General features: G+C 45.8%; 21 protein-coding genes. 18 read left to right on the forward strand and 3 right to left on the reverse strand.

Annotation, left to right across the window (positions count from 1 at the left end; translation table 11 throughout):
* The first annotated feature begins 161 nt into the window (after positions 1-161).
* On the forward strand, positions 162-1079 hold the full coding sequence (locus tag KNQ15_RS07870; RefSeq protein ID WP_029340951.1) for an ABC transporter ATP-binding protein: 918 nt from the start codon (positions 162-164) through the stop codon (positions 1077-1079).
* On the forward strand, positions 1057-1800 hold the full coding sequence (locus KNQ15_RS07875; RefSeq protein ID WP_029340952.1) for an ABC transporter permease: 744 nt from the start codon (positions 1057-1059) through the stop codon (positions 1798-1800). The genes KNQ15_RS07870 and KNQ15_RS07875 overlap by 23 nt, the downstream gene beginning before the upstream one ends.
* Before the next feature lie 59 nt (positions 1801-1859).
* Here KNQ15_RS07875 and KNQ15_RS07880 read toward each other — a convergent pair whose 3' ends face one another.
* Positions 1860-2501 carry a YczE/YyaS/YitT family protein gene (locus tag KNQ15_RS07880; protein WP_029340953.1) on the reverse strand — a complete coding sequence of 214 codons (642 nt, stop codon included), beginning with the start codon at positions 2499-2501 and terminating at the stop codon, positions 1860-1862.
* 170 nt (positions 2502-2671) lie between these two features.
* Between KNQ15_RS07880 and KNQ15_RS07885 the strand changes: the two genes are divergently transcribed.
* From KNQ15_RS07885 to KNQ15_RS07950, 14 genes are all read left to right on the forward strand, one after another.
* Complete coding sequence (locus KNQ15_RS07885; protein ID WP_214728716.1) at positions 2672-3235, forward strand: glycerol-3-phosphate responsive antiterminator; 564 nt, start codon at positions 2672-2674, stop codon at positions 3233-3235.
* Between the two features lie 195 nt (positions 3236-3430).
* Positions 3431-4255 carry an MIP/aquaporin family protein gene (locus tag KNQ15_RS07890; RefSeq protein ID WP_029340954.1) on the forward strand — a complete coding sequence of 275 codons (825 nt, stop codon included), beginning with the start codon at positions 3431-3433 and terminating at the stop codon, positions 4253-4255.
* Between the two features lie 30 nt (positions 4256-4285).
* Entirely contained in the window at positions 4286-5776 is a 1491-nt protein-coding gene (gene glpK / locus KNQ15_RS07895; RefSeq protein WP_029340955.1) for a glycerol kinase GlpK, read from the forward strand.
* Between the two features lie 133 nt (positions 5777-5909).
* Entirely contained in the window at positions 5910-7565 is a 1656-nt protein-coding gene (locus tag KNQ15_RS07900; RefSeq protein WP_029340956.1) for a glycerol-3-phosphate dehydrogenase/oxidase, read from the forward strand.
* A 144-nt stretch (positions 7566-7709) separates the two neighbouring features.
* Positions 7710-8390 (forward strand): DsbA family oxidoreductase, encoded by a 681-nt coding sequence (locus KNQ15_RS07905; protein ID WP_029340957.1) that lies wholly within the window; start codon positions 7710-7712, stop codon positions 8388-8390.
* Positions 8391-8428: 38 nt separating this feature from the next.
* Positions 8429-9418 (forward strand): lipoate--protein ligase, encoded by a 990-nt coding sequence (gene lplA, locus KNQ15_RS07910; RefSeq protein WP_023467375.1) that lies wholly within the window; start codon positions 8429-8431, stop codon positions 9416-9418.
* A gap of 50 nt (positions 9419-9468) precedes the next feature.
* Entirely contained in the window at positions 9469-10356 is an 888-nt protein-coding gene (locus KNQ15_RS07915; RefSeq protein WP_214728718.1) for an SDR family oxidoreductase, read from the forward strand.
* 124 nt (positions 10357-10480) lie between these two features.
* A complete protein-coding gene (locus KNQ15_RS07920; protein WP_047396260.1) occupies positions 10481-12028 on the forward strand; it encodes a fatty acid--CoA ligase family protein in 1548 nt (515 codons plus the stop codon).
* 67 nt (positions 12029-12095) lie between these two features.
* The gene (mgsA, locus tag KNQ15_RS07925) at positions 12096-12530 is read left to right on the forward strand and encodes a methylglyoxal synthase (RefSeq protein ID WP_029340960.1); all 435 of its coding nucleotides are present in this window, start codon (positions 12096-12098) and stop codon (positions 12528-12530) included.
* Positions 12531-12626: 96 nt separating this feature from the next.
* Positions 12627-12782 (forward strand): hypothetical protein, encoded by a 156-nt coding sequence (locus tag KNQ15_RS07930; protein ID WP_167507527.1) that lies wholly within the window; start codon positions 12627-12629, stop codon positions 12780-12782.
* 134 nt (positions 12783-12916) lie between these two features.
* Positions 12917-13579, forward strand: coding sequence for a response regulator transcription factor (locus KNQ15_RS07935; RefSeq protein ID WP_023467381.1), 663 nt, complete (start codon positions 12917-12919; stop codon positions 13577-13579).
* Complete coding sequence (locus tag KNQ15_RS07940; protein ID WP_214728720.1) at positions 13576-14958, forward strand: HAMP domain-containing sensor histidine kinase; 1383 nt, start codon at positions 13576-13578, stop codon at positions 14956-14958. Before KNQ15_RS07935 ends, KNQ15_RS07940 begins: the two co-directional genes overlap by 4 nt.
* 110 nt (positions 14959-15068) lie before the next feature.
* Positions 15069-15542: a competence protein ComK gene (locus KNQ15_RS07945; RefSeq protein WP_029340962.1), complete on the forward strand. Its 474-nt coding sequence runs from the start codon at positions 15069-15071 to the stop codon at positions 15540-15542.
* Positions 15543-15639: 97 nt separating this feature from the next.
* The gene (locus KNQ15_RS07950; protein WP_023467385.1) at positions 15640-16047 is read left to right on the forward strand and encodes a hypothetical protein; all 408 of its coding nucleotides are present in this window, start codon (positions 15640-15642) and stop codon (positions 16045-16047) included.
* Positions 16048-16090: 43 nt separating this feature from the next.
* Here KNQ15_RS07950 and KNQ15_RS07955 read toward each other — a convergent pair whose 3' ends face one another.
* Complete coding sequence (locus tag KNQ15_RS07955; RefSeq protein ID WP_029340963.1) at positions 16091-16432, reverse strand: hypothetical protein; 342 nt, start codon at positions 16430-16432, stop codon at positions 16091-16093.
* A gap of 60 nt (positions 16433-16492) precedes the next feature.
* Positions 16493-16870 (reverse strand): truncated hemoglobin, encoded by a 378-nt coding sequence (locus KNQ15_RS07960; protein ID WP_029340964.1) that lies wholly within the window; start codon positions 16868-16870, stop codon positions 16493-16495.
* A 138-nt stretch (positions 16871-17008) separates the two neighbouring features.
* Between KNQ15_RS07960 and addB the strand changes: the two genes are divergently transcribed.
* Both addB and addA read left to right on the forward strand, forming a co-directional pair.
* The gene (addB, locus tag KNQ15_RS07965; protein ID WP_214728722.1) at positions 17009-20440 is read left to right on the forward strand and encodes a helicase-exonuclease AddAB subunit AddB; all 3432 of its coding nucleotides are present in this window, start codon (positions 17009-17011) and stop codon (positions 20438-20440) included.
* Complete coding sequence (addA, locus tag KNQ15_RS07970) at positions 20437-23988, forward strand: helicase-exonuclease AddAB subunit AddA (protein ID WP_214728724.1); 3552 nt, start codon at positions 20437-20439, stop codon at positions 23986-23988. The genes addB and addA overlap by 4 nt, the downstream gene beginning before the upstream one ends.
* Positions 23989-23992 lie beyond the last annotated feature (4 nt).

Raw genomic sequence — 23992 nt, forward strand, 5'->3', positions numbered from 1 at the left:
TACGATACCGGGGTTTTCGCTTTTTTTCTATGTTCGATTTAAAATCCGATGGATTTTATGTGTCAACCACACCTTATGGTGATGAGCCAGAAATGAAACTTATCCTTTAAAATCACGTACACTAATAGCATAGACAAAATATGAATGAGGAGGAAGAGCAGATGTTAAAGATTGAAAATATCTCAAAGCGTCTCGGGAAAGAGCAAATTTTAAAAGACGTCAGTTTTGAGGTATCCCCAGGAGAAGTGTTCGGCTTCCTCGGACCGAACGGAGCAGGGAAGACGACGACGATTCGCATCATCACGGGACTACTCGAGCAGGATGCAGGGAAAGTCACGGTCAATGGATTTGATGTCGTAGAAGAGCGTTCGAAAGCGTTGACGCAAATTGGAGCAATCGTGGAGAATCCAGCGTTTTATCCTTATCTGACAGGAAAACAAAACTTGGTTCATGCAAAAAACCTCATTCCGGGACTCGGTCAAGTTGATTATGATGCACTAGCACGACTCGTTGGTCTCGAAGGAAAGCTTTCAAAAAAAGTCGGAGAGTACTCACTCGGAATGAAGCAACGACTGGGAATTGCTCGTGCCTTGCTACATAACCCGCGCGTCTTGATTTTAGATGAACCGACGAATGGTCTGGATCCATCCGGGATTGCGGAGCTTCGTGAATATTTACGCCAAATGGCGCGTGAACAAGATATCGCGATTTTAATTTCAAGCCATATGTTGAGTGAGATGGAACAAATCAGTGATCGTTACGCGATCATCGATCAGGGTGTCATCAAGTCGGTCGAGTCCGTTCGTAATGAAACCGGAGCGAAAATCGCTCTACGTGTCAATGCGGAAGCGATGACAGATGTACTCGATGCCCTTCGCGTCGCAAACTACCCATCAGAAGTACTCGAGAATAAAATCATTATCACCGCACCGGAAAGTGAATGTCCAGCTATCGCTCGACTCGTCGTGCCGATTGCCGATTTACATGAACTGACCGTTAAACGCTTGACGCTCGAAGAACAATTCCTGCAAGTAACGAAAAAAGAGGGGGATTCACATGCTTTCGCTCATACAAAATGAATGGATGAAATGGTGGACGACTAAAAAAGCGAAAATCGTTTTAGCGCTATATGTCGTTATTGCAGTTGGTATTATCATCATTGCAAAGACGAATGATTTTGAGTTCACACGTTATGATTATTATTCATTAACGTTCCTTTTACTGACATCTCTATTAGGAATCATTACGATTGTCTTCACGGCAGAAGCCATCGGGAATGAAGTACGTTATGACACGATGAAACACTTATTAATGAGTCCGTATTCCAGAATGACGATTTACTTCTCGAAATTGATCTTCTCGATTTTGATCATGTTATTTCAATTCGTGTTCATCGCTGCGATCGTCTACGCAGGCTCATTTGCGTTTTCAGAAGCAGGAGATCCAATTCTGTTCCGAGATACGATCGTCGAAGTTGTCAGTCCGATTTTTACAATATTCATGACGTTATTCTTCTCATTGTTATTCCGTTCTGTCGGAATGATCATCGGCTTCACCGTACTGGCTCAGTTCTTTACGAGCATTGCGGGTAACTTACTGATTGGCTTCAAGCCAGCAATCGCTAAGTGGATCATATTCATGCATTTAGACTGGTCAATGTATTTCAAGGATTCTATGACCTATGGTACGAGTGAAGCGATGGGAACATCTTTGACATTCTCCGTCTTGTTCGTATTGGCACACATCATCGTCTTGTTAGGTGCATCGATTCTTGTCTTCCAAAGAAAATCATATACGTAAATGAAAGAGCTCCTGCTGATAGATAAATTCGTCTATCAGCAGAAGCTCTTTTTCAGTATTCAAGAACTTGTTCGTTTAGGCGGACGTGCTGTAATCGGGAACAATTGCTGGAACCATTCGATTAGTGGACCGTTCAATAAGAGGAAAATGAAAGTTCCGACTCCGATGCCGATCAGTTCGCGTTCAATTAGTGAAAAGAGGCAAGCAATCACAAAAGGAATGCCGAGGCTGATCGTTGCTCCGAGCGATGTACTTTTAAAACGACTGATGAGTGACTTCATCAAGTAATCCGGTGGCATCAATACGAATCCGATTTGGAGATAGAGGGCGAGTCCAAGTGAAATCAACGGCATGCCGATCAACATGTACACGGCGCGCATCCACAATCCTTGTGGTGTATAAATCAATTGATGGATCGATAAGAAGAAATCAATCGCGGCGCCGAAAAGGACGACGAGTGCAAAACTAAGGACGATCGTCCACCAACTGAAGCGGCTTCCGAGAAAGAGTGTTGCAATCAAGGCGAGTACATGTAGGACGATGATCGCTAGTCCAACGGTTAACGGTGAGATTGCCGCGACGGCTTCACTCGCTGAAGTCCAAGGTGCACTCCCGATCGAGGCGGTCACCATGAAGCTGTTTCCTAAGGCGTTAATTAAAATAGAAAATAAATAGATGACAATCCGTTTTTGCTGACTCATTGACGTGCACAGACGGTAGGACTGCGCGTTCACCTCCTGAAAATAAATCGTTTCGTTAAGCTATACCCTAATCGTAGCGCTCTTTTCACTTATTTTCATGAAAAGAGCATTGCCTATTCCTTATGTTTCACGACATACTTAGGACACATTACGAATCAGGGGGAGAACGTATGACATATTTTGGACAGAAGATCCTGCCTTCCGTTAGAAAATTAGAAGACTTTGAAAAGATGCTGAAGAGTCCATATGAATATGGGGTCTTACTCGAAATGCACGTATCGCGTTTAAAAGCAGTCTACGAGATGGCGCATCGTTACGACAAAAAAATGTTTTTGCACATGGATCTCGTTCAAGGATTAAAAAATGATGAATACGCAACGGAATACGTCTGCCAAGAATTGAAACCGTATGGTGTCATTTCGACGAAGGCAAGCGTCATCTTGAAAGCACGTCAAAAAAAGGTCAAGACGATGCAACGCATGTTCTTACTCGATTCGAGTTCACTCGAAAAGAGTTATCAACTTATGGAACGGACGCAACCTGATTACATCGAAGTGTTACCAGGGTTAATGCCAAAGTACATTCAAGAAGTGAAAGAAAAGACGGGACGTCTCATTTTTGCAGGAGGACTCATCGATACGGTCGAGGAAGTTGAACAAGCGATTGAAGCAGGTGCCTCAAGTATCACGACATCGAATAAGGATTTGTGGCGTCATTTTGAACCACGCTCCTAATCGGGGTGTGAGGAAAATCATTCGGATTATTTGACAGCGTTTTCACTGGTTGTTATAGTGATATCAAGTTGATACAAAGTGACGGAGAAAAGGGAGATTCACGTGTGAGTCCTGCTTGAAGAAAATTCAAGCATGAACTGACGTGGATCTCCTTTTTATGTTGCTTTTTTCACATAACAAAAAGGAGGAATACACATGTCACCCTTACTAGCGGAATTTTTAGGTACAGCCTTGCTTGTCGCGCTTGGAAACGGTGTTGGTGCAGGCGTTAGTTTGACGAAATCGTTTGCGAAGGATGCAGGCTGGATCGTCATCACGTTTGCCTGGGGTTTTGCTGTGGCGATTGCAGCGTATGCCGTCGGTCAATTCAGTGGAGCACACCTTAATCCAGCAGTAACGCTTGGTTTAGCCTTTGACGGTTCATTTGCATGGGCGGACGTACCAGGCTATATCGTCGCTCAAATTGCCGGCGGGATACTTGGTGCAAGTCTTGTTTTCGTTCATTACTTACCACACTGGGCGGAGACGAAAGACCCAGCAACGAAACTCGGCGTCTTTGCGACGTCACCAGCGATTCCACATACATTTGCCAATCTAATGAGTGAAATGATTGCGACATTCTTACTTGTCATCGGGTTGTTATCGATCGGAGCGAATAAGTTCTCAGATGGTTTAAATCCATTGATCGTCGGTTTCTTGATCGTCAGCCTCGGTATGTCATTCGGAGGCACGACAGGATATGCGATGAATCCGGCGCGGGACCTTGGTCCACGTATCGCTCACTTCATCTTACCGATTCATGGAAAAGGATCTTCGAACTGGGGATACTCATGGATTCCGGTTCTCGGACCAGTTCTCGGTGGAAGTCTTGGCGGATTGTTTTATCGTTCGGTCTTCACAGGAAAAGATACACCGGCTTTTTGGGTTGTAGGACTTGTGACAATCGTCATATTAGGCTTATGCTATAGATTCGGTGTTCGTCCGAACAAAACAACGTCAGTGGAGTCAAAGTCAGCTTAACTTATTTAGATACAAAAGGATGGGGAAGAGATGGAGAACTACATTTTGTCATTGGATCAGGGAACGACGAGTACACGTGCGATCCTGTTTAATCGTGCCGGCGAGATCGTCCATTCAGCACAACAGGAATTCACGCAGTATTTTCCGAAACCAGGTTGGGTCGAACACAACGCAAACGAGATTTGGGGAAGTGTCCTTGCTGTCGTGGCGACTTGTCTGACGGAGGCGAACGTAAAGCCATCGCAGATTGCTGGTATTGGAATCACGAACCAACGTGAAACAGCTGTCGTCTGGGAAAAAGAAACAGGGAAACCGATTCACAATGCAGTCGTGTGGCAATCGAGACAAACGGCTGAAATCTGTGAAGCGCTTCGAGCAGCCGGTCATGCCGAGCTCTTCCGTGAGAAGACAGGTCTATTGATTGACGCTTATTTCTCTGGTACGAAAGTCAAATGGATTTTAGATCATGTCGAAGGAGCACGGGAACGTGCTGAACGTGGTGAACTATTGTTCGGTACGATCGATACGTGGCTCATCTGGAAATTATCCGGCGGAAAAGCACATGTGACCGACTATTCGAATGCAAGTCGTACGTTGATGTATAACATTCATGAATTAAAATGGGATGACGAGTTACTCGGCATCTTAGATGTCCCGAAAGCGATGCTTCCAGAAGTACGACCATCTTCTGAAGTGTACGCAGAGACAGCAGGGTATCACTTCTTCGGAGAATCAGTTCCGATTGCTGGAGCAGCGGGCGATCAGCAAGCCGCATTGTTTGGTCAAGCGTGTTTTGATACAGGAATGGCGAAGAACACATACGGTACAGGCTGCTTCATGTTGATGAACACAGGGGAAGAGGCTGTGAAATCAGATCACGGATTGCTGACGACGATCGCGTGGGGCGTCGATGGAAAAGTGGAGTATGCTTTAGAAGGAAGTATCTTCGTCGCAGGATCTGCGATTCAATGGTTACGTGACGGCTTACGTCTCATTGATGATGCCAAAGAATCAGAAGGATACGCAACACGCGTCACGTCTTCAGACGGTGTCTACGTTGTACCAGCATTCGTTGGTCTCGGTACACCTTACTGGGATTCAGACGTTCGTGGTGCCGTCTTCGGTTTGACACGTGGTACGGAAAAAGAACATTTCATCCGCGCGACACTTGAATCACTCGCTTATCAGACACGTGACGTCTTATCGGCGATGGAGCAAGATTCAGGGATTGAGATGAAAACACTTCGCGTTGACGGTGGAGCGGTTAAGAACGATTTCTTGATGCAGTTCCAAGGTGATATCATTCAAGCACCAGTTGAGCGTCCGGAAATCAATGAAACGACGGCGTTAGGCGCAGCGTACCTTGCAGGTCTTGCTGTCGGATTCTTTGAGAACCGTGAACAGATCGCGACGCAATGGAAAAAAGAACGTCGCTTCGAGCCAAGCATGGCGAAAGAAGAGACGGATGCGCTCTATGGTGGATGGCAAAAAGCTGTTCAAGCTACGATGTTGTTCAAATGATGTGAGATATGTTATAGTAAGGTCAAGTTAATAAATCGGTCGGAGAATATGGAGAGACCACAGCAGCAGTTGACATAGTCAGCGTGTTTGTTGTGGTCTCTTTTTTTTCGAACCTAAACAGGAGGAACTATTCATGGCTAACCAACCATTCTCAAGCAAAAACCGTGCAGATGTCTACAATCGATTAACACGTGAAGAACTCGATCTACTCGTCGTAGGTGGCGGTATCACAGGTGCGGGGATCGCCCTCGATGCGGCGTCACGCGGTATGAAGATTGGCCTCGTCGAAATGCAGGATTTCGCGTCCGGTACGTCTAGTCGTTCAACGAAATTAGTCCATGGTGGTCTACGTTATTTAAAACAATTCGAAGTTCAAATGGTCGCGGAAGTCGGTAAAGAACGTGCGATCGTTTACGAAAACGGACCACATGTCACGACACCAGAGTGGATGTTGCTTCCGATGCATAAAGGCGGTACGTTCGGACCATTCAGTACGTCGATCGGTCTTCGTGTCTATGACTTCTTAGCAGGTGTTAAACGTTCTGAGTGGCGTTCGATGTTATCTGCGAAAGAAACATTGGCAAAAGAACCACTCGTCAAACAACAAGGTCTTAAAGGTGGCGGATACTACGTCGAGTACCGTACGGATGACGCTCGTCTTACGATCGAAGTCATGAAAGAAGCGGTTGAACACGGTGCACGTGTCGTCAACTATACAAAAGCAGAAGAAATCATCTATGATGCTGGGAAAGTCGTCGGAATGCGTGTGACGGATCTTTTGACAGGTGACGTGCATGAAATCCGTGCGAAAAAAGTCGTCAACGCGACAGGTCCATGGGTCGATGAATTACGTGAAAAAGATGGCTCTAAAGTCGGGAAACAACTTCGTTTGACAAAAGGTGTCCACGTCGTCATCGATCAATCGAAATTCCCACTCAAACAAGCGGTCTACTTCGATACACCAGACGGTCGGATGATCTTCGCGATTCCACGTGATGGAAAAGCATACGTGGGTACGACAGATACGTTCTTCGATAAAGATACAGCACATCCGAAGTTCACAGTCGAAGACCAAGACTACGTCCTAGACGCGATTCACTATATGTTCCCAGAGGTTAAAGTGACAGCAGAAGACGTAGAATCAAGCTGGGCTGGTGTACGTCCATTGATTTATGAAGAAGGAAAAGATCCTTCTGAAATTTCTCGTAAAGATGAAGTTTGGCAATCTGAGTCAGGTCTCATCACGATTGCTGGTGGGAAATTGACTGGATACCGTAAAATGGGCGAGCACGTCGTTGATCTCGTCGCTAAACTTTTGAAAAAAGAAGAAAACGTCGCATACGCACGTTGTTCGACGAAAAACATGCCAATGTCTGGTGGACACGTCGGCGGAGCAAAAGGATTTGCTGAATTCCTTAAAGCTCAAACAGCAACGAATGGTCTAACGACAGAAGAAGTTCAATTCCTTGCAAAACGCTACGGTTCGAACTTACCGAAAGTACTTGAATATGCAGCAGCATACGATGCGGCAACGACAGCTCTTCCACGTTCTGTCTATGCACAACTCCACTACAGCATCGAACATGAAATGGTCGCTCGTCCGATCGACTTCTTCATCCGTCGTACAGGCGCTGTCTTCTTCGACATCGCGTGGGCTCGTACTCACAAAGACGCGGTCATCAAAGAGATGAAATCTGTCTTGAACTGGACTGCAGAACAAACAGCTGCTTACACGAAAGAACTCGATATCGAAATCGAAGATGCAGCGCATGCACTCGTGACAGAATAAGTTTTAAAATGGTAAAGAACCAAGATGCAATGTCTTGGTTCTTTTTTGTATGAAGTCAAGGAGGTCTTGGGCGGAAAGATTGCAACTCTGCCTAGAGGCGACTATGCTTAAAGTATGATATCGCACAAAAAGGAGAGAACACAGATGAAAGTAGAAGTATGGTCGGATTATGCATGTCCGTTTTGTTATATTGGGAAGCGTCGCCTAGAACAAGCGATTGCGAATGAAAAGTTGGATGTCGAGGTCGAATTTAAAAGCTTTGAACTCGATCCAGATGCACCAGCAGTACCAACGCAAGGATTATACGAAATTCTTGCTTCAAAATATGGAACGACTCTCGAGCAAGCACGGAATATGTCGCAAGGTGTCGTTGATACGGCACGTCAGGAAGGCTTGCACTATGAGATGGATCGTGTCATCCCAGCCAATACATTCGAGGCTCATCGCCTGACTCAATTCGCTAAAAAACATGGTAAGATGAATGCAGTATCAGAAGCCTTGTTCACAGCGTATTTCATGAATGGAGAAGATTTAAATGACCCAACCATTCTGACACGGATTGCAGTAGATGCTGGACTTGCTGAAGCAGACGTCACAGCGTTTCTCGCTTCAGAAGAACTGGCGACAGATGTTCGAGAAGAAGAAGCAATGGCGCAACAACTCGGTGTTCGTGGTGTACCGTTCTTCGTCTTCGACCGGAAATATGCCATTTCAGGCGCACAACCAGTAGAGGCATTCGAACAAGTCTTCGCGAAAATTCGCCAAGAACAAACACTTGAAGTCATCGCTGAAGGTGACGCATGTGGTGTTGACGGCTGTAACTGATCAATTATGATTCCATCACAAAGGAGCACGAAACCCTTATGAAATTCATCTTCCATCCTGAGATTCGCGATGCGCGAATCAATCTCGCTGTTGAAGAATTCATCTTGAACAACCTGAACGTCAATGAAGAAGACTATTTCTTGTTTTATATCAACGGTCCGTCGATCATCGTCGGAAAAAACCAGAACACGAACGAAGAAGTCAATCTGAAGTATGTTGAGGAAAACGGCATCCACGTCGTCCGTCGTCTTTCCGGTGGTGGCGCTGTGTATCATGACGAAGGAAACTTGAACTTCAGTTTCTTGACGAAAGATGACGGAGATTCGTTTAACAACTATAAAAAGTTCACGGAGCCGGTTGTACAAGCGCTGCATAAACTCGGTGTCGAAGCGGAGTTATCCGGACGAAACGATATTCATGTCGGAAGCCGGAAAATCAGTGGGAATGCCCAGTTCACGACTAAAGGGCGGATGTTTAGTCACGGGACACTGATGCTCGATTCAAACATTGAAGAAGTCGTCAATGCGCTTGTCGTCAGTGAAGAGAAGATGCGCTCTAAAGGCATTAAATCAGTCCGGAGCCGTGTCGCGAATATTTCGGAATTTCTGTCAGAACCATTGACGATGGAACAATTCGTCGATCATCTCCTTGCTTCGATCTATGAAGGGAAAGAGATTGAACGGTATATTTTGACAGAAGAGGACTGGGATAAAGTACGTGCCATCTCGGCAGAACGTTATGGCAACTGGGAGTGGAATTTCGGAAAATCGCCGAAATTCGATGTCATCCATAAAAAACGATTCCCGATCGGGACGATTGATTTCCGATTAAACGTTAAAAAAGGCATCATTGAAGAAGCGAAGATCTACGGCGACTTCTTTGGTGTCGAAGATGCGGAAGAAATCGCACGGGCGCTCGAAGGTTCACGTTATGACCGTGCGTCTCTTCGCGAAGTGCTCGGTCGCTATGAATTGAAAAAATATTTCGGGGCTGTCGAACTTGATGAGGTCCTAGACGTTTTAGCGTAAGTCTTTATGGGAAAACTCTTTCTATCAACTGCATAGGGGGAGTTTTTTTCATGGGCTATAATAAAGATAATTTTTTAGAAGGTTCGTTGACGGACTTTATTGATTTTGAACGGATTTCAGAAGGGTTACCAAAAACGGAGGATCAACAACCGTTACCATATTATGAGCGTGATGATTATAAGGCAGCAGGTAAACTGGAAGGAAAAGTAGCAATCGTCACAGGCGGAAACTCTGGGATTGGACGCGCTGTCTCGATTGCTTATGTCCGGGAAGGTGCAAAAGTCGTCATCGCTTTCTACGGTGATCAAGAGGGCGCGGAAGAAACAAAAGCACGTCTCGAGGAACTAGGAGGCGAAGTCCTGCTCTCTCAAGGGGATATCGGAGATGCGGAGTACTGTGAAACACTCGTCCAAAAAACAATCGATCGTTTTGGTCGCTTAGATATCGTCGTCAATAATGCGAGCATGCAAAAACCTGAAGATAGTCTGAAGGACATCACAGACGAGTCGATGGAAAAGACGTTCAAGACGAATATCTTCGGAATGATGCGTCTTGCACGTGCTGCGCTACCGTACCTTTCACTCGGTTCTGCCATCATCAATACGACATCGTCGACGGCATACGAAGGGAACGCGCTTTTAATTGACTATTCTGCGACGAAGGGAGCCATCGTCAGCTTCACGCGGAGTCTTTCAATGAACTTAGCGAAAGAAGGAATTCGTGTTAATGCCGTCGCACCAGGCCCAATCTGGACGCCGCTCATCACAGAAACGTTCCCACATGAATCGGTCAAGACATTCGGGAAGAATACACCGATGGATCGTCCGGGACAGCCAGCTGAAATGGCATCGGCATATGTCTTCTTAGCGTGTAATGATTCAAGTTATATGACAGGACAAGTTCTTCATTTAAACGGTGGCGTCATCGTCAACGGTTAAAAAGAAACTCGGTGAAAACGTTTCCAAAAAGTGTTACACTATCCATACGGTCGCTTTTGACTACGTATGGATTTTTTTTACGCAAAAAATGAATAGTCATTCATTCGAAAGGGGAATTTTGCTCATGCTTGGATTGATTCAATCCGTCGAAGAAACCGCTCGAACACATCCGGACTCAACCGCGTATGTGTTTGAGGACACGCAAATCAGCTATCGTGAGTTCGTCGAGAAGTTTCACCGGGCAGCCGGTGCGCTTGAAGCGAACGGAATCCGAAAAGGCGATCATGTCGCGCTGATCTTAGGGAATAGCCCAGCATTCCTAGTGGCATATTACGCCATCATGAAACAAGGGGCAATCGCGATTCCAATCAACCCTACATATACACCGGATGAGATCGGGTATATCCTGATGAACGGTGATGTGAAGGGGATTTTAGGCATTGCGCCGCTCGTCGAAGCTGCAAAAGATCGTCTCGTGCATTTACCGAATCTCAAGATTGTTGTCTCTGTTCCTTACGCGGATCAAGAAGGACCAAACGAAACACATCAACAAGTGACGTTCATCACGCTCGATCGCTGGCTCGAAATCGAACATCCATTGACAGAAGTGACGAATGAACTGGACGACATCGCTGTCATTCTCTATACGAGTGGAACGACAGGAAAACCAAAAGGTGCGATGTTGTCACACCGTAATCTGACATCAAATGCGCGCTCGATTGGAGATTATCTACATGTATCTAGTAGCGATCGAACACTTGCTGTGTTACCGATGTTCCATGTCTTTTGTTTGACGGTCGTCGTCAATGCTTCACTCGCACATGGAGCGTCAATCATCATCGCTTCTCGTTTCTCACCACAGGAGACGTTCGAGTTAGCGAAAAAAGAACAGGTGACAATCTTCGCGGGAGTGCCAACGATGTATAATTTCTTACTTCAAACCGTGAAGGCCCATCCAGAATATGCGACCTATTTTGAATCAACACGTTTGTTCGTCTCAGGGGGAGCGAGTCTTCCAGTGCCGCTTCTTGAAGCGTTTGATCGGACGTTCCAGTGTCATATCCTCGAAGGATACGGTTTATCGGAAGCATCACCCGTCACTTGTTTCAATCCGGTCAATGGTATTCAGAAACCAGGATCGATTGGTACGTCGATCGTCGATGTCGAAAACAAAGTCGTCGATGAACTCGGACAGGAATTACCAGATGGTCAAGTCGGAGAATTGATCGTTCGTGGACCGAACGTCATGACGGGTTATTACAAGATGCCGGAAGAGTCGCAAGCGACGTTACGCGACGGCTGGCTGTTTACGGGTGATTTAGCTCGTCGAGATGAGGATGGATACTTCTATATCGTTGATCGCAAAAAGGACATGATCATCGTCGGTGGTTACAACGTCTATCCACGTGAGGTCGAAGAAGTGCTTTATCAACATCCAAATGTCATCGAAGCAGCCGTCATCGGCATACCGGACGAGGAGATGGGCGAGGCTGTCAAAGCATTTGTCGTTGCCCGTGAGACGATGACAAAAGAGGAAACACAGGCGTTCTGTGCTACATCACTCGCAAAATATAAATGTCCGACACAGATTGAGTTCATCGATCAATTACCTCGTAATACGACCGGAAAGATTTTACGGACCGTATTGAAGAAACAACCGACGAATTCATGAGTGGAATCAAGAACTTCAGGTTTCTGAAGTTCTTTTTCTGTGCATAGACAAGAAGGAGGGGATACAGATGAACATCGCATTGATTGCACATGATGAAAAAAAGGATGAGATGATGGGCTTTACACGAGCTTACGCCGCATTCTTCAAGAAAAATACATTGTATGCGACAGGAACGACCGGACAACGAATCATGGAAGCAACCGACTTGCACGTCCATCGCTGTAAGTCAGGTCCACTCGGTGGTGATCAGGAAATTGGCGCTCTCGTGGCGCAAGGGAAAATCGATATCGTAATCTTCTTACGGGATCCACTGACGGCGCAACCACATGAACCGGACGTCTCGGCACTCATTCGATTATGCGACGTATACGATCTGCCGCTTGCGACGAATGTTGGAACTGCTGAAATTTTAATCAATGGACTCGAACAAGGACAATTCGATTGGAAGGAAATCATCCGAAAACGTCATGAACTGGAACAAAAAAAGTTTTTAGACGATTAATTTCATGAGAACGCTTCTCATTTTCGATTGAGCATGCTATAGTCAGTTTGAGGATGATACTGATTATCAATTGCGATGGAAAAGGTGGCGAAGAAAATGGAGATTCTATTAATGACGGGTGTAACGGTATTGCTAGGAGGCGGCGTTGGATTCTTGACGCACGTCGTAAAAATGGAACGTCGTCAACAGGCAACAACTGTGACTTCAAAGAACGAGCAAGTAGCGTATCCAGCGCTCCGTCTCGTCAAATAATAGAAAATTTACGACTTCGCCTTTCTTTTCTTTTGAAAAGAAAGGTTTTTTTGAATTATTATCCACTCTCCCATAATTTTGCGGAATTCCTTTGATACACTGAAACAAAGCACATTAGTCGAGGAGTGAGAGCCATGCATACAATCTATTTAGTTGATGATGAAGTGAACTTGAATCGTGTACTCGTGAAATATTTGGAGCAAGAAGGATGGCAGGTGAAATCGTTTACGTCTGGTGAGGCGGCAGCCTCTGCCATCGTTGAAAAGCCTGACTTATGGATTTTAGACATCATGCTACCGGATATGGATGGTTTTCAATTGATTAAACGGATCAAGGCACATGATGAGACGACACCTGTCATTTTCATCTCGGCTCGGGATGAGGATATCGATAAAATCATTGGTCTTGAGATGGGATCGGACGATTACATCGCAAAACCGTTCCTTCCGCGAGAACTCGTCATCCGCGTCAAAAAGATTTTGGCACGAACGTATGCGACACCAAAGAGTGGTGTCATCCAATACGGTGATTATATGATTTATCCAGAGAAACGAATCATCGAAGAGAATGGTCAAGAAATCGATTTGACGTCGAAAGAATACGATTTGTTGATTTTATTCGCCACACAAATTGGGACGCCGATGTCACGCGAGCAGATTCTCGTCAGCGTCTGGGGTGACGATTATTTCGGTTCAGACCGAGTCGTCGATGATCTCGTTCGTCGCGTCCGTAAAAAATTATCGAAGCTTGAGCTCGAAACGATTTACGGTATCGGTTATCGCTTGGTGTCTGCATGAAAAACCGCAGTCTTGGATTCCAGATTTGGGCGATGTTTCTGCTCGTCATCGTCACGCTTTCTGCGGTCATTCTCCTGGTCATCCGGTCATCGATCGGAAATTTCATCGATGAACAGGTCTATGCGACACTTGAGAATAGCGAAGTCTTCTTCTCGAAAGATGCTTCCGTCATCGAGATGCTTCAAGATAATCCGATTGAATTTGACCGCCGGAAACAGGAGTCCCGTTCTGTGAATATCCTACTTCTTTCTAAAAACGGAAAGCTCTATTACGGTGGAGCGCCACAACAGCTGATCAATCAGATGTACCGTGATGCGATTGATCAAAAAACAGTTACGGCAAAGTATACGACGCGTCTTGATAAAGAAGATGTCTACTACAGTATTCGAAAAATCGAGGATAGTGGTGAAACGTACTATCGTGTCTCCTATGTTTGGGATGCGTATCGACAAGAACTGATTACGCAGTTATTCTCGAAAATCGGATTCGTCGTCATCATCGGAAGTATCTTTACGCTATTCATTGCGTTTTGGTTAGCACGACGTTTGACACAACCACTCGTTGAAATCGAGGGAGCGGTCGGTAAAATCGCGGCTCAAAAATGGGATACACCACTTCCGCTTGACCGCGGGGATGAAATCGGACGACTCGCACGATCCGTCGATGCGATGCGGATGGATCTTGAAAAGCAGGATAAGGCACAAAAATCATTACTTCAAAACATCTCCCATGATTTGAAAACGCCAATCATGGTTATTCGAAGTTATGCCCAGTCCATCTCAGACGGGATTTATCCAGATGGTGATTTGACCGGATCCGTATCCGTCATTGATGAAGAGGCGGAGCGGTTAGAGAAAAAAGTCGCGGCTCTACTTTATGTCACGAAGCTCGACTATTTCGAGCTCGATCGTTCGACCTGGGACAATGTTGACATCGACCGGATGGTGCATCTGTTGAAAAATCGCTTTTCTGGAACGAAGTCACTGGAATGGCATGTCAGCGGAGAAGCAGGAATTGTTCTTGGTGAAGGAGAGCAGTTACGTGTTGCGCTAGAAAATGTCATGGACAATGCGATTCGTTATGCCGAAACACGAATCGATATCCGATTGTCCGGAACAGCGGATCAGGTGCATATCGAAATCGAAAATGACGGACCACCGCTTGACGCCTCCTCGCCACTGTTCCATCAATTCTCACGTGGCAAGGAAGGAAAGTTTGGGCTTGGTCTCTATATCGTCAAACGGATCGTTGAGCGTCATGATGGAACGGTCGCAATCGAAAACCGTTCTGCGGGAAATGGAGTCGGAAAAGTTTGTGTGATTTTTAATTTCCCACGTCATTTTATTGAGCAAGAGGAAAAAAAACCAAAAGAATTTTAAAAACGGGATCTTTGGATCTCGTTTTTTTCGTTAGGAAATAATCGTTCCGTTCATGCAAAGTAAAAGGAAGTTTGATATAACCAATATAATCCAGGAAGGGAGCGAAGGAGATGTCATACCCAATCACGGAAGAAACGTTAGCCTTGATCCCGCGATACGGTCAATACGGTGAACCGCAGACACTCGTCATCAAGGAACATTCTGAAAGTATTTTAGATGGTCATCCCATTAAGTTGATTGAAGAATCCTGTTTGTATTTTGGTTCGTCGATGCGTGGAAGAATTGAAGCAGCGCGGCATATTCTTGGTCCGAACCGAAAGACACCTGTTTTAGTGGATTGGCAAGCACAGACGATTTTCTTTCCAACGACCGCAAAAGAAAAGGCAGAATGTATTTGGATTAATTTTAAACAGATGAAGACTGTTCAGAAAAAATCGGGTAAAGTACAAGTCGAATTTCAGACCGGGCAATGTATCGATACCGATGCATCTGCGTACAGCATCGAGCGACAACGGATTAAAACGCTGGAACTGGCGTATGAAATGCAACGTCGTTTTCAGTTGCCGGAGTTTAAGAATCGGTGAAAAGTGGAAACACATAACAGGAATCTTACTTACGTAAGGAGAAACAGTAGAGAGAGAAATCATAGGGAGGTGAAGCGGTAACTTTTACCGCGACACGATGAATGAATCATACGAATGGTTAAATCGCCGAAAACTACAGCCTGGATTTGGTGCGACTGGAGGCAGACGCTTTATCAGTTCTCGTATCGTGCGTCCGGAAAATACACCGGGTAAACGAATCAAAGGAATTAAACGGGCACGACAATTGGTCGTCGATGATGCTGGAAATCGCCGTTGGGTAACGAAACGCATCGTCGTGACGGATGCTGCGAAACACGTCACGATGAACCGTCGGACATCTATCGCCTTGAAGGAGACGAATGAGTCGCGCCTTGAGCAAGTCAAACAAAAACTAGCATCTAACAAAAAGGTCTTATTACCGATTTTGGCGGCAACAGGGATCGCTGTCGCAGGTGGCGTTCTTGCTTACGTTCTTCGTCGGAAGAAAAAACAATCTGATCAATAAAAAATAAGCCGTTCTCCAATCGGAGGATGGCTTATTTCATGCATTATAAGAATCGTTTTCGTAAAGAAGTCGAGAGTGCTTTGTCTGCGATTTCTTCTAGTTCCGTCAAGTTTGTCGGATCAAAGCTATCATTGTAGAAACGACCTACGAAGTCGACACGATCGTAATCGAGTTCCTTGAAAATCAAGTGTTTATGGTCGTCATAAAAAACAACACGATAGTAATCAGATCCACGTTCAAGTGTTACGAGACCTTTGATATGATCCAATTTTTTTTGTTCTTCGGTTTGCTCTTCCTCGAGCGTGTCATCCTCGTTCGTCGATGCTTCTGCTTGCTCGATCGCATTCTTTACGAGTTCAGGTCGTTGTTCTTGTTCTTCCGTCATGTTTTATCGCCTCCAACTATTATTTTACATGGAAATGGACAGATGAGAAAGAAAAATCCCTCAGTCCATCTGGTGTGCTTCACAAACGCGTAGTACATTCATCGCGCCAATTCGTAATCGCTCAAGTAGTTGGAGTCGTGCTTCTTCATTTGGAATCGTATCAAGAGAAGCTACTTCCATCAGTTCCAACCAACGGATGGCATGTTCTTTTTGAATCGGTAATAACCGGTGAATCATCGCTAAACTCGCCGGCGGTTGATCCGGGTCGCGCGGTCCTCCTGTCAATTGGATCAAGAAGACGAGTTGTGCCTGTTCGACACGTTGTCGATCTTCAGGGAATAACGGTCGCAACAGTGAATCATGGTAGACTTGATGATAGAACGAGCGAACCAAGGATGTGAGTATATGCTCGCCTCCGATGGTTTCGTAAAGTGACAAGAAGCATCACCTGCCTTACATAGGATGTGTCCTGATTATAGCAAATTTATACTTAGAAGACATGCGCCAAAAACAGTACATTTGTTCTTGTTTGTGAGATACTGATAGTAAAGAAAAAACGAGGAGGAGGTTTTCTTGATGAACCATATGCATATTGGTCGTGCCGGTAGTGGGAAAACGACACAATTGATCGAGCGCGTCATACAAGAACTCGAGCAACGACCGCTAGGGGAGAAGATGTATTTCATCGTTCCGGATCAGATGTCATTTGAAATGGAGCGGCGGATTGCGACAGATGACCGGATAGCAGGTCTTGTTCGTCTTGAGGTCATGAGTCTACGGCGCTTTGCGTTTCATATCTTACGCGATTACGGGAATCAAGCGATTCCATTTCTCGATGAGACGGGGACACAGCTATTACTGCGACAGGTCGTCGAGGAATCAGAAGACGAACTGAAGATTTTTAAACGAACTAAAAACATGCCAGGATTTTTCCAAGGACTTGATGAGCTCATCGCGTCGTTTAAACGCTCGCTGATTGAACCAGATATGTTGCGTCAAGTGAGTGATCGTTCTCTCGAACGGTCACCGAAATTGAACGATCTTGCTTTGATTTATGAGCGCTTTACGGAACGCATCGTCGATAAAGCACTCCATGCGGACGATTACTATACGACGTTACTTGAATTACTTCCAAAAGCACGACTGGATCAAGCGACGATCATCGTCGACGGATTTTATGAATTTTCGCTTCAGGAACAACAAGTACTGCTCGCCTTGATGCAACAAGTGGCTGAAATGCATATTAGTTTTACGATGGACCCAACGGATCCTTATGCGAAACAAACCTCTTTTGGTGTGTCTCAGCGATGCTACATGCAGTTGATCGGTCAGATGCAGGAGCTGTCGATTCCATACGAAGAAATCTTGTACGATCAACCAATCAAGTTTCAATCAGAAGGGCTACGACATTTGGAGCAGGCCTTGTTGAAGCCGGGATATCCCGCTGTCGATCATGACGTTGACGGCTTTCAGATGACAGCTGCAGTTAACCGTCAAGTCGAAGCAGAATCAGCCGTGCGGAAAGCGATTCAACTCGTTCGACAAAAAGGGTATCGTTTTCATGAAATGGCATTCGTCGTGCGACATCTTGAGCCGTATGCGGATCACTTGGAACGAGCCTTCCACATGTACGATGTTCCGTATTTCTTGGATCAACGTGAGTCGATGGTTCATCATCCGCTCATTGACTTGATTCAATCTGCTTTAGACATCGTGACGTCGGGTTATCGGGAAGAAACAGTCTTTCGTTTACTGAAGACGGAGCTCTTGCCGATTCCAGCAGAAGATGCGCGTCTAGCGCTCGATCGTTTCGAGACGTTCGTGCTCGAACGCGGCATCAAAGGATCGATGTGGCAACAACCATGGCAATTAAAGCGACGCCTAGCAGAGGAAGTTCGCTTAACGGAAGAAGAGCTTGCGCAAGAAGAAGAACTGAACGATTTACGAATCTTCGTCGTCGACTTGATTGAACCATTGCACCGTCGGTTGAAGCAGGCAAAGACAATGAGCGCGTATACGAAAGGTCTTTATCAATTCCTTGAAGAACAAAAAATTGCAGAACGTTTAATGGAATGGCGTAAGCAGGCACTAGAGCAGGATCAGTTACTTGTTGCTCGAGAGCACGATCAAGTGTACGAAGCGATACTCCATCTATTCGAACAGCTAGAAGCTGCTGCGCCTGAGCATACCTTGTCAACGGAACTGTTTGTTCAGATGGTCGAGACAGGACTTGAGAGCCTTCGTTTTGCACTTGTTCCTCCATCGCTTGATCAAGTTATCGCGACGGACTATGTCCGTGGACGATTACAACGAGTGAAAGTCGTCTTTTTACTGGGAGCGAATGATGGTCTGATTCCGTTCGTTCAAGATCAATCAAAGTTACTGTCCGAAAATGATCATGACTTCTTACATGAACATGGTATTCCGGTTGGAAAAGCGTCTCTTGACGTGTTTGATGATGAGCTGTTTTACCTGTATCAAGGGATGATGGCTCCAAGTGAAGCATTGTATGTTAGTTACGCACTTGTCGATGAAGAAGGAAAGGCGCTTCAGCCGGCAGCGATCACAAAACAGTTAAAACGACAACTGTTGCTCGATCGTCCGATCAAAACACACTTTGCAGAAGCTGGAGAACATGCACCGCAAGAACAACTTGATTTCGTGACGAGCCCAGATCGCGCGGCAGCAGCGACAGCGATTGAACTCCGGCGTCTGCAACGACGTTATCCGATCCAGCCAATTTGGTTCGAAGTGTATAATACGCTTCTCGAAAACGGACAGGGACGTGAACGGATGGGATTATTCTCGAATGCCTTGTTCTATCAAAATCAAGCGGAAGCCTTGCCGGAAGGATTGGCGCATCGTTTATATGGTGAGTCACTGCAAGCAAGCGTTTCGCGTTTTGAGACCTATAATGCCTGTTCGTATAAGCATTTTGCACGATACGGCCTTCGTTTACGCGAGCGAAAACTGTATAAATTCGAAGCACCGGACATTGGGAATCTGTTCCACGGTGCACTGAATGATCTGTCGCTCAGTATTAAAGCTTCTGGACGACACTGGCGCGAGCTCGATGGCGAGACGTGCGGAACACTTGCGAAGGAAGCTATTGAAAAGGTGACACCTGAAATTCAGAATGCGATTTTGATGAGTTCGAGTCGGTTCGGGTATATCAAGAAAAAATTGACGGATGTCGTCGAACAAACAGCTAAAATGCTTGTTGAACAAGCAAAACGAACAGATTTTGAACCTGACTTATTTGAAATCAGTTTTGGGAACGCGACGTTCCCGCCATTACGCTTTACATTGCCGGATGGAACAGAAATTGAATTCACGGGTCGCATCGACCGGATTGATCAGGCGACGATTGGTGATCAGCTATACGTTCGAATCATTGATTATAAATCAAGTGCTCGAGGACTTGATTTTGCGGAAATCTATTATGGGCTTGCGATTCAGATGTTGTTGTATTTGAAGACGGTCGTGGAACAGTCGGAGCTGCTTTATCAACAGCAGGCAAAACCAGCTGGTGCGTTATATTTCCACGTCAAAAACCCCATGTTGCGGGGCGATTTATCGGCTGACGAAGAAGAACGCAACCGACTGTTACTCGAGTCCTATCAAATGCAAGGCGTCATCCTCGAGAATGACGAAGTACTACGAGCGATGGATCATATTGCGTACGATGAACGAAAAAAATCACCGCTTGTCAAAGTGACATTCACGAAAAACGGACTGCATAAGACGCAGACGAAAGGTGTCGTACAGGAGGAAGATTTATCAGCGCTGATGGATCATGCATGGGAGGCACTAAAAGACAGCAGTCAAGACATCTATGATGGGGATATCGCTATCAATCCATTTGATTATCAAGAGCGGACTCCGTGTAGTTTTTGTGAGTATCGTTCAGTCTGTCAGTTCGATGAATCGCTTGGGAATCAGTATCGCCCATTAAAGCCGATGTCTGAAAAAGAGGTACTGGAACGGTTGAAGGAGGAAGAAGAATGAGCGTGCGTTGGACGGAAGAACAACAACAAGCCATTTCAGCTAGAGGTGGACATATCCTAGTCTCAGCGGCAGCCGGATCAGGGAAGACAGCTGTTCTCGTCGAACGGCTGACGCAACGATTGATTGATCCCAAAGATGAGTTGTCGGCAGATCGAATTCTAGTTGCTACCTTTACGAATGCGGCAGCACGTGAGATGAAGACGCGGGTCATCGAGGTCATGGATCAGCGCATCAAAGAGGCACCGGACGATTTGTATTTGAAAAAACAGCGTCAATTGATGAACCGGGCACAAATTACGACGATTCATTCGTTCTGTTTGTCGATTCTCCGCGAAAATTATTACCGGATTGGTCTGGATCCTGCGTTTCGAATTGCCGATGAATCTGAATTACTGTTATTACAAGACGATGTCTTAGAAGCGGTCTTTGAGTCCTTTTATGCTTCTGAGGACCCGGGATTCTATGATTTGATTGATAGTTATACGTCAGATCGGGATGATCAAGCGATGCTGACACTGATTTCGAATCTCTATCGGTTTTCCCGTTCCTTACCGGATCCGGAAGCCTTTTATGCACATTTAATCAGTCAGTACGATCAGCCAATTGATCCGGATGATTCTCCACTTATGCAACGACTAGTCGAATTAGAGTGGGAAAGTCTCTCAAATGTATTGGGACGTTACCGAGAACTTGCTTTTGAGCTGGAGCAGTCTGGTTATGCGGAAATGGGAAACATGATGCGACAGGACATTGCTCCTTTTACCTCACTTGAGACGTCAGCACGCCAATGGTCGATGGTTGCGCTTGCTTTTCAAGCAGTAGAGTTCGGTCGCTGGAAGAGTCCACGTGGGGATGAAGGAATCAAGCCGTTTCAAGCAGAGCGGACGCGACTCGTAGCGGAGTTCAAGAAAATGAAAGAGCTATTCGTCCAAAAGACTGGTGTTGATTATTTAGAAGACTTACGATCGCAGCTTCGACATGTGGAAACGATCGTAACACTCGTACGTCAATTTGCAAGTGATTATCTTGAAGCGAAACAACAACGTGGTATCGTCGATTTTTCGGATCTTGAACATTTTGCATTAGAGATTTTGACGGACGAAGGACAACCGTCAGACGTGGCAAAACTTCTGAAGGAACGCTTCGTCGAAGTACTCGTTGACGAATATCAAGATACGAATGAGGTTCAGGAACGCATCATCCAATTGGTCTCGAAAACGGATGAGGCGACAGGAAATCTATTCATGGTCGGTGATGTCAAACAATCCATCTATAAATTTCGTCATGCAGAGCCAGGATTGTTCCTTGAGAAATTCAAACGATTCCAACAGACCGACGTGGGAACACGGATCGATTTAACAAAAAACTTCCGGAGTCGTCTTGAGGTGCTGGATGGAACAAATCAAATCTTCCGCCAAGTGATGGATGAGACCGTCGGGGAGATTGATTACGATGAAGCCGCGCACCTTCGACTCGGGAATCTGAATTATCTCGAATCGGAGCAAGTGGCGCCTGAATTACTCTTGATTGATCCACTTGATAGTGAAAAAGAAGAGGTTGAAGCACGAGCGATTGCAACACGAATTTTAGAACTCGTTGATTCGATGCATCCACATCTAATTTACGATGCGAAAGCAAACCGATTCCGGACCTGTGAATACCGCGACATCGTCGTCTTAGCACGGTCGCGTGGTAAGCGTGTCCAAGCGCTTGTCGAAGTGCTCGAACAGTATGAGATTCCGGTCTATGCGGATACGACGGGCGGATACTTCCAAGCGACGGAAATTCAAATCATGATGGCATTGCTCAAGACGATCGATAATCCACTTCAAGATATTCCATTCGCGAGTCTGTTACGATCGCCGATTTTTGGAGTGGCAGATCGAGATTTAGGACGGATTCGAGCAAAACAAAAAGAAGGAAGCTTTTATGAGGCAGCGCTAGCGATGGCGGCAGAGGAATCATCACTCGGGATTCGAATAGATGAAATCATCCGTCAGATTCAATCATGGCGAACTGAAGCGCGTGGGAGTGCTCTTCCGGCTTTCATTCGATCGCTCTTTGATCAGACCGGCTATTTTGAGTACGTCGGCTGTCTCGCCGGAGGAAAAAGTCGTCAAGCCAACTTGAACGCCTTATATGAGCGAGCGAAGCAATATGAGACGTCCGGTTATCGTGGATTATATCGTTTCCTTCGTCTGATCAATCGATTAATTGAACGAGGAGAAGACTTCGCAGAAGCCCGTTCGCTTGGAGAAGACGAGGACGTCGTTCGCATCATGACGATCCACCAATCAAAAGGACTCGAGTTCCCTGTGACGATCGTCAGCCAATTGACGAAGCAATTCAACAAACAGGATCAGATGCAAGCGATTCAGTTGCATAAGACGTATGGCATTGCCCTAGATGCGATTGATCCAATTCGTCGTTTAAGATCTGGGACCCTTCTGAAAGAAGTCATTCGCCGGGAAATGGATCGAGAGATGAAGGCGGAAGAGATGCGCGTCTTGTATGTTGCGATGACTCGAGCGAAGGAAAAGTTGATTCTCGTCGGCACAGTCAAGGATTTAGAAGATCAAATGGCGACTTGGCAGATGACGCCACCAGATGAAGTCTTACTACCTGAAAATGACCGGCGCCAAGCGAAGAGTTATGCAGAATGGGTCGTTCCGGCAGTTTTACGCAGTAGTTTACTACGTCCGGATGAGACGGATTGGTCGATTCGCGTGATGTCTTTAGAGGAGTTAACACCGTATCAAGAAATCTCAACACTCGTGGAGCAACTCGAACACGTCCAGAAGCTTGAAAAAATCGATGTGCCGATTAATTCGCAAGTCAAAGAAATCGTCGAAGCGGCATTTTCGTATCAGTATCCGCATGCGCTTGCGACAGAGACGGCAGCAAAACAGACCGTCACGGAACTGAAGCGAGCGGAACAGCTGGAACGTGCAGCATTTGAAACGACATATCGCCAGACGACCTATTACCGAACGCCTCAATTCCTCGGACCAGTTCTCAGTGGGGCGGAACGAGGAACGGTCTTACACTTAGCGATGCAATTGTATGAACCGGACGAATCGATTTCGCATCAAATTGATCAGTGGGAAGCAACGGAACGCATTACGCCGATTGAAGCGACGACGATGCGGGAAGCGACAGCACAGTTACAAGGGTTCCTCGACTCTGAAATCGGACAATTGTTCAGCGAACGATTACGGACGAACCACGTCTATCGTGAGTTGCCATTCACTTATAAGATCGGGGCATCGCGTTTCCGGAAAGATTGGACAGGTCCAGTGGATGACGCAGTCATGCAAGGAATCGTCGACTGTTTGATTCAGGATGGAGAATCATATATCTTGCTCGATTATAAATCGGATCAAATCGTTACGACGGAAGTCGGACAAACACCTGCAGACGTGTTACGTGAACGATATGCGACCCAATTGAATCTGTATCAAGAAGCGCTAGAAGCGATTCTTCATATTCAGATTACACGGAAGGTCATCTATGCGTTTGCTTTAGAAGAAACGATTGATTTAGTTTAATTTA

The organism is Exiguobacterium sp. s168, assembly GCF_018619035.1.
In the GTDB taxonomy this organism is placed as follows: domain Bacteria; phylum Bacillota; class Bacilli; order Exiguobacteriales; family Exiguobacteriaceae; genus Exiguobacterium_A; species Exiguobacterium_A acetylicum.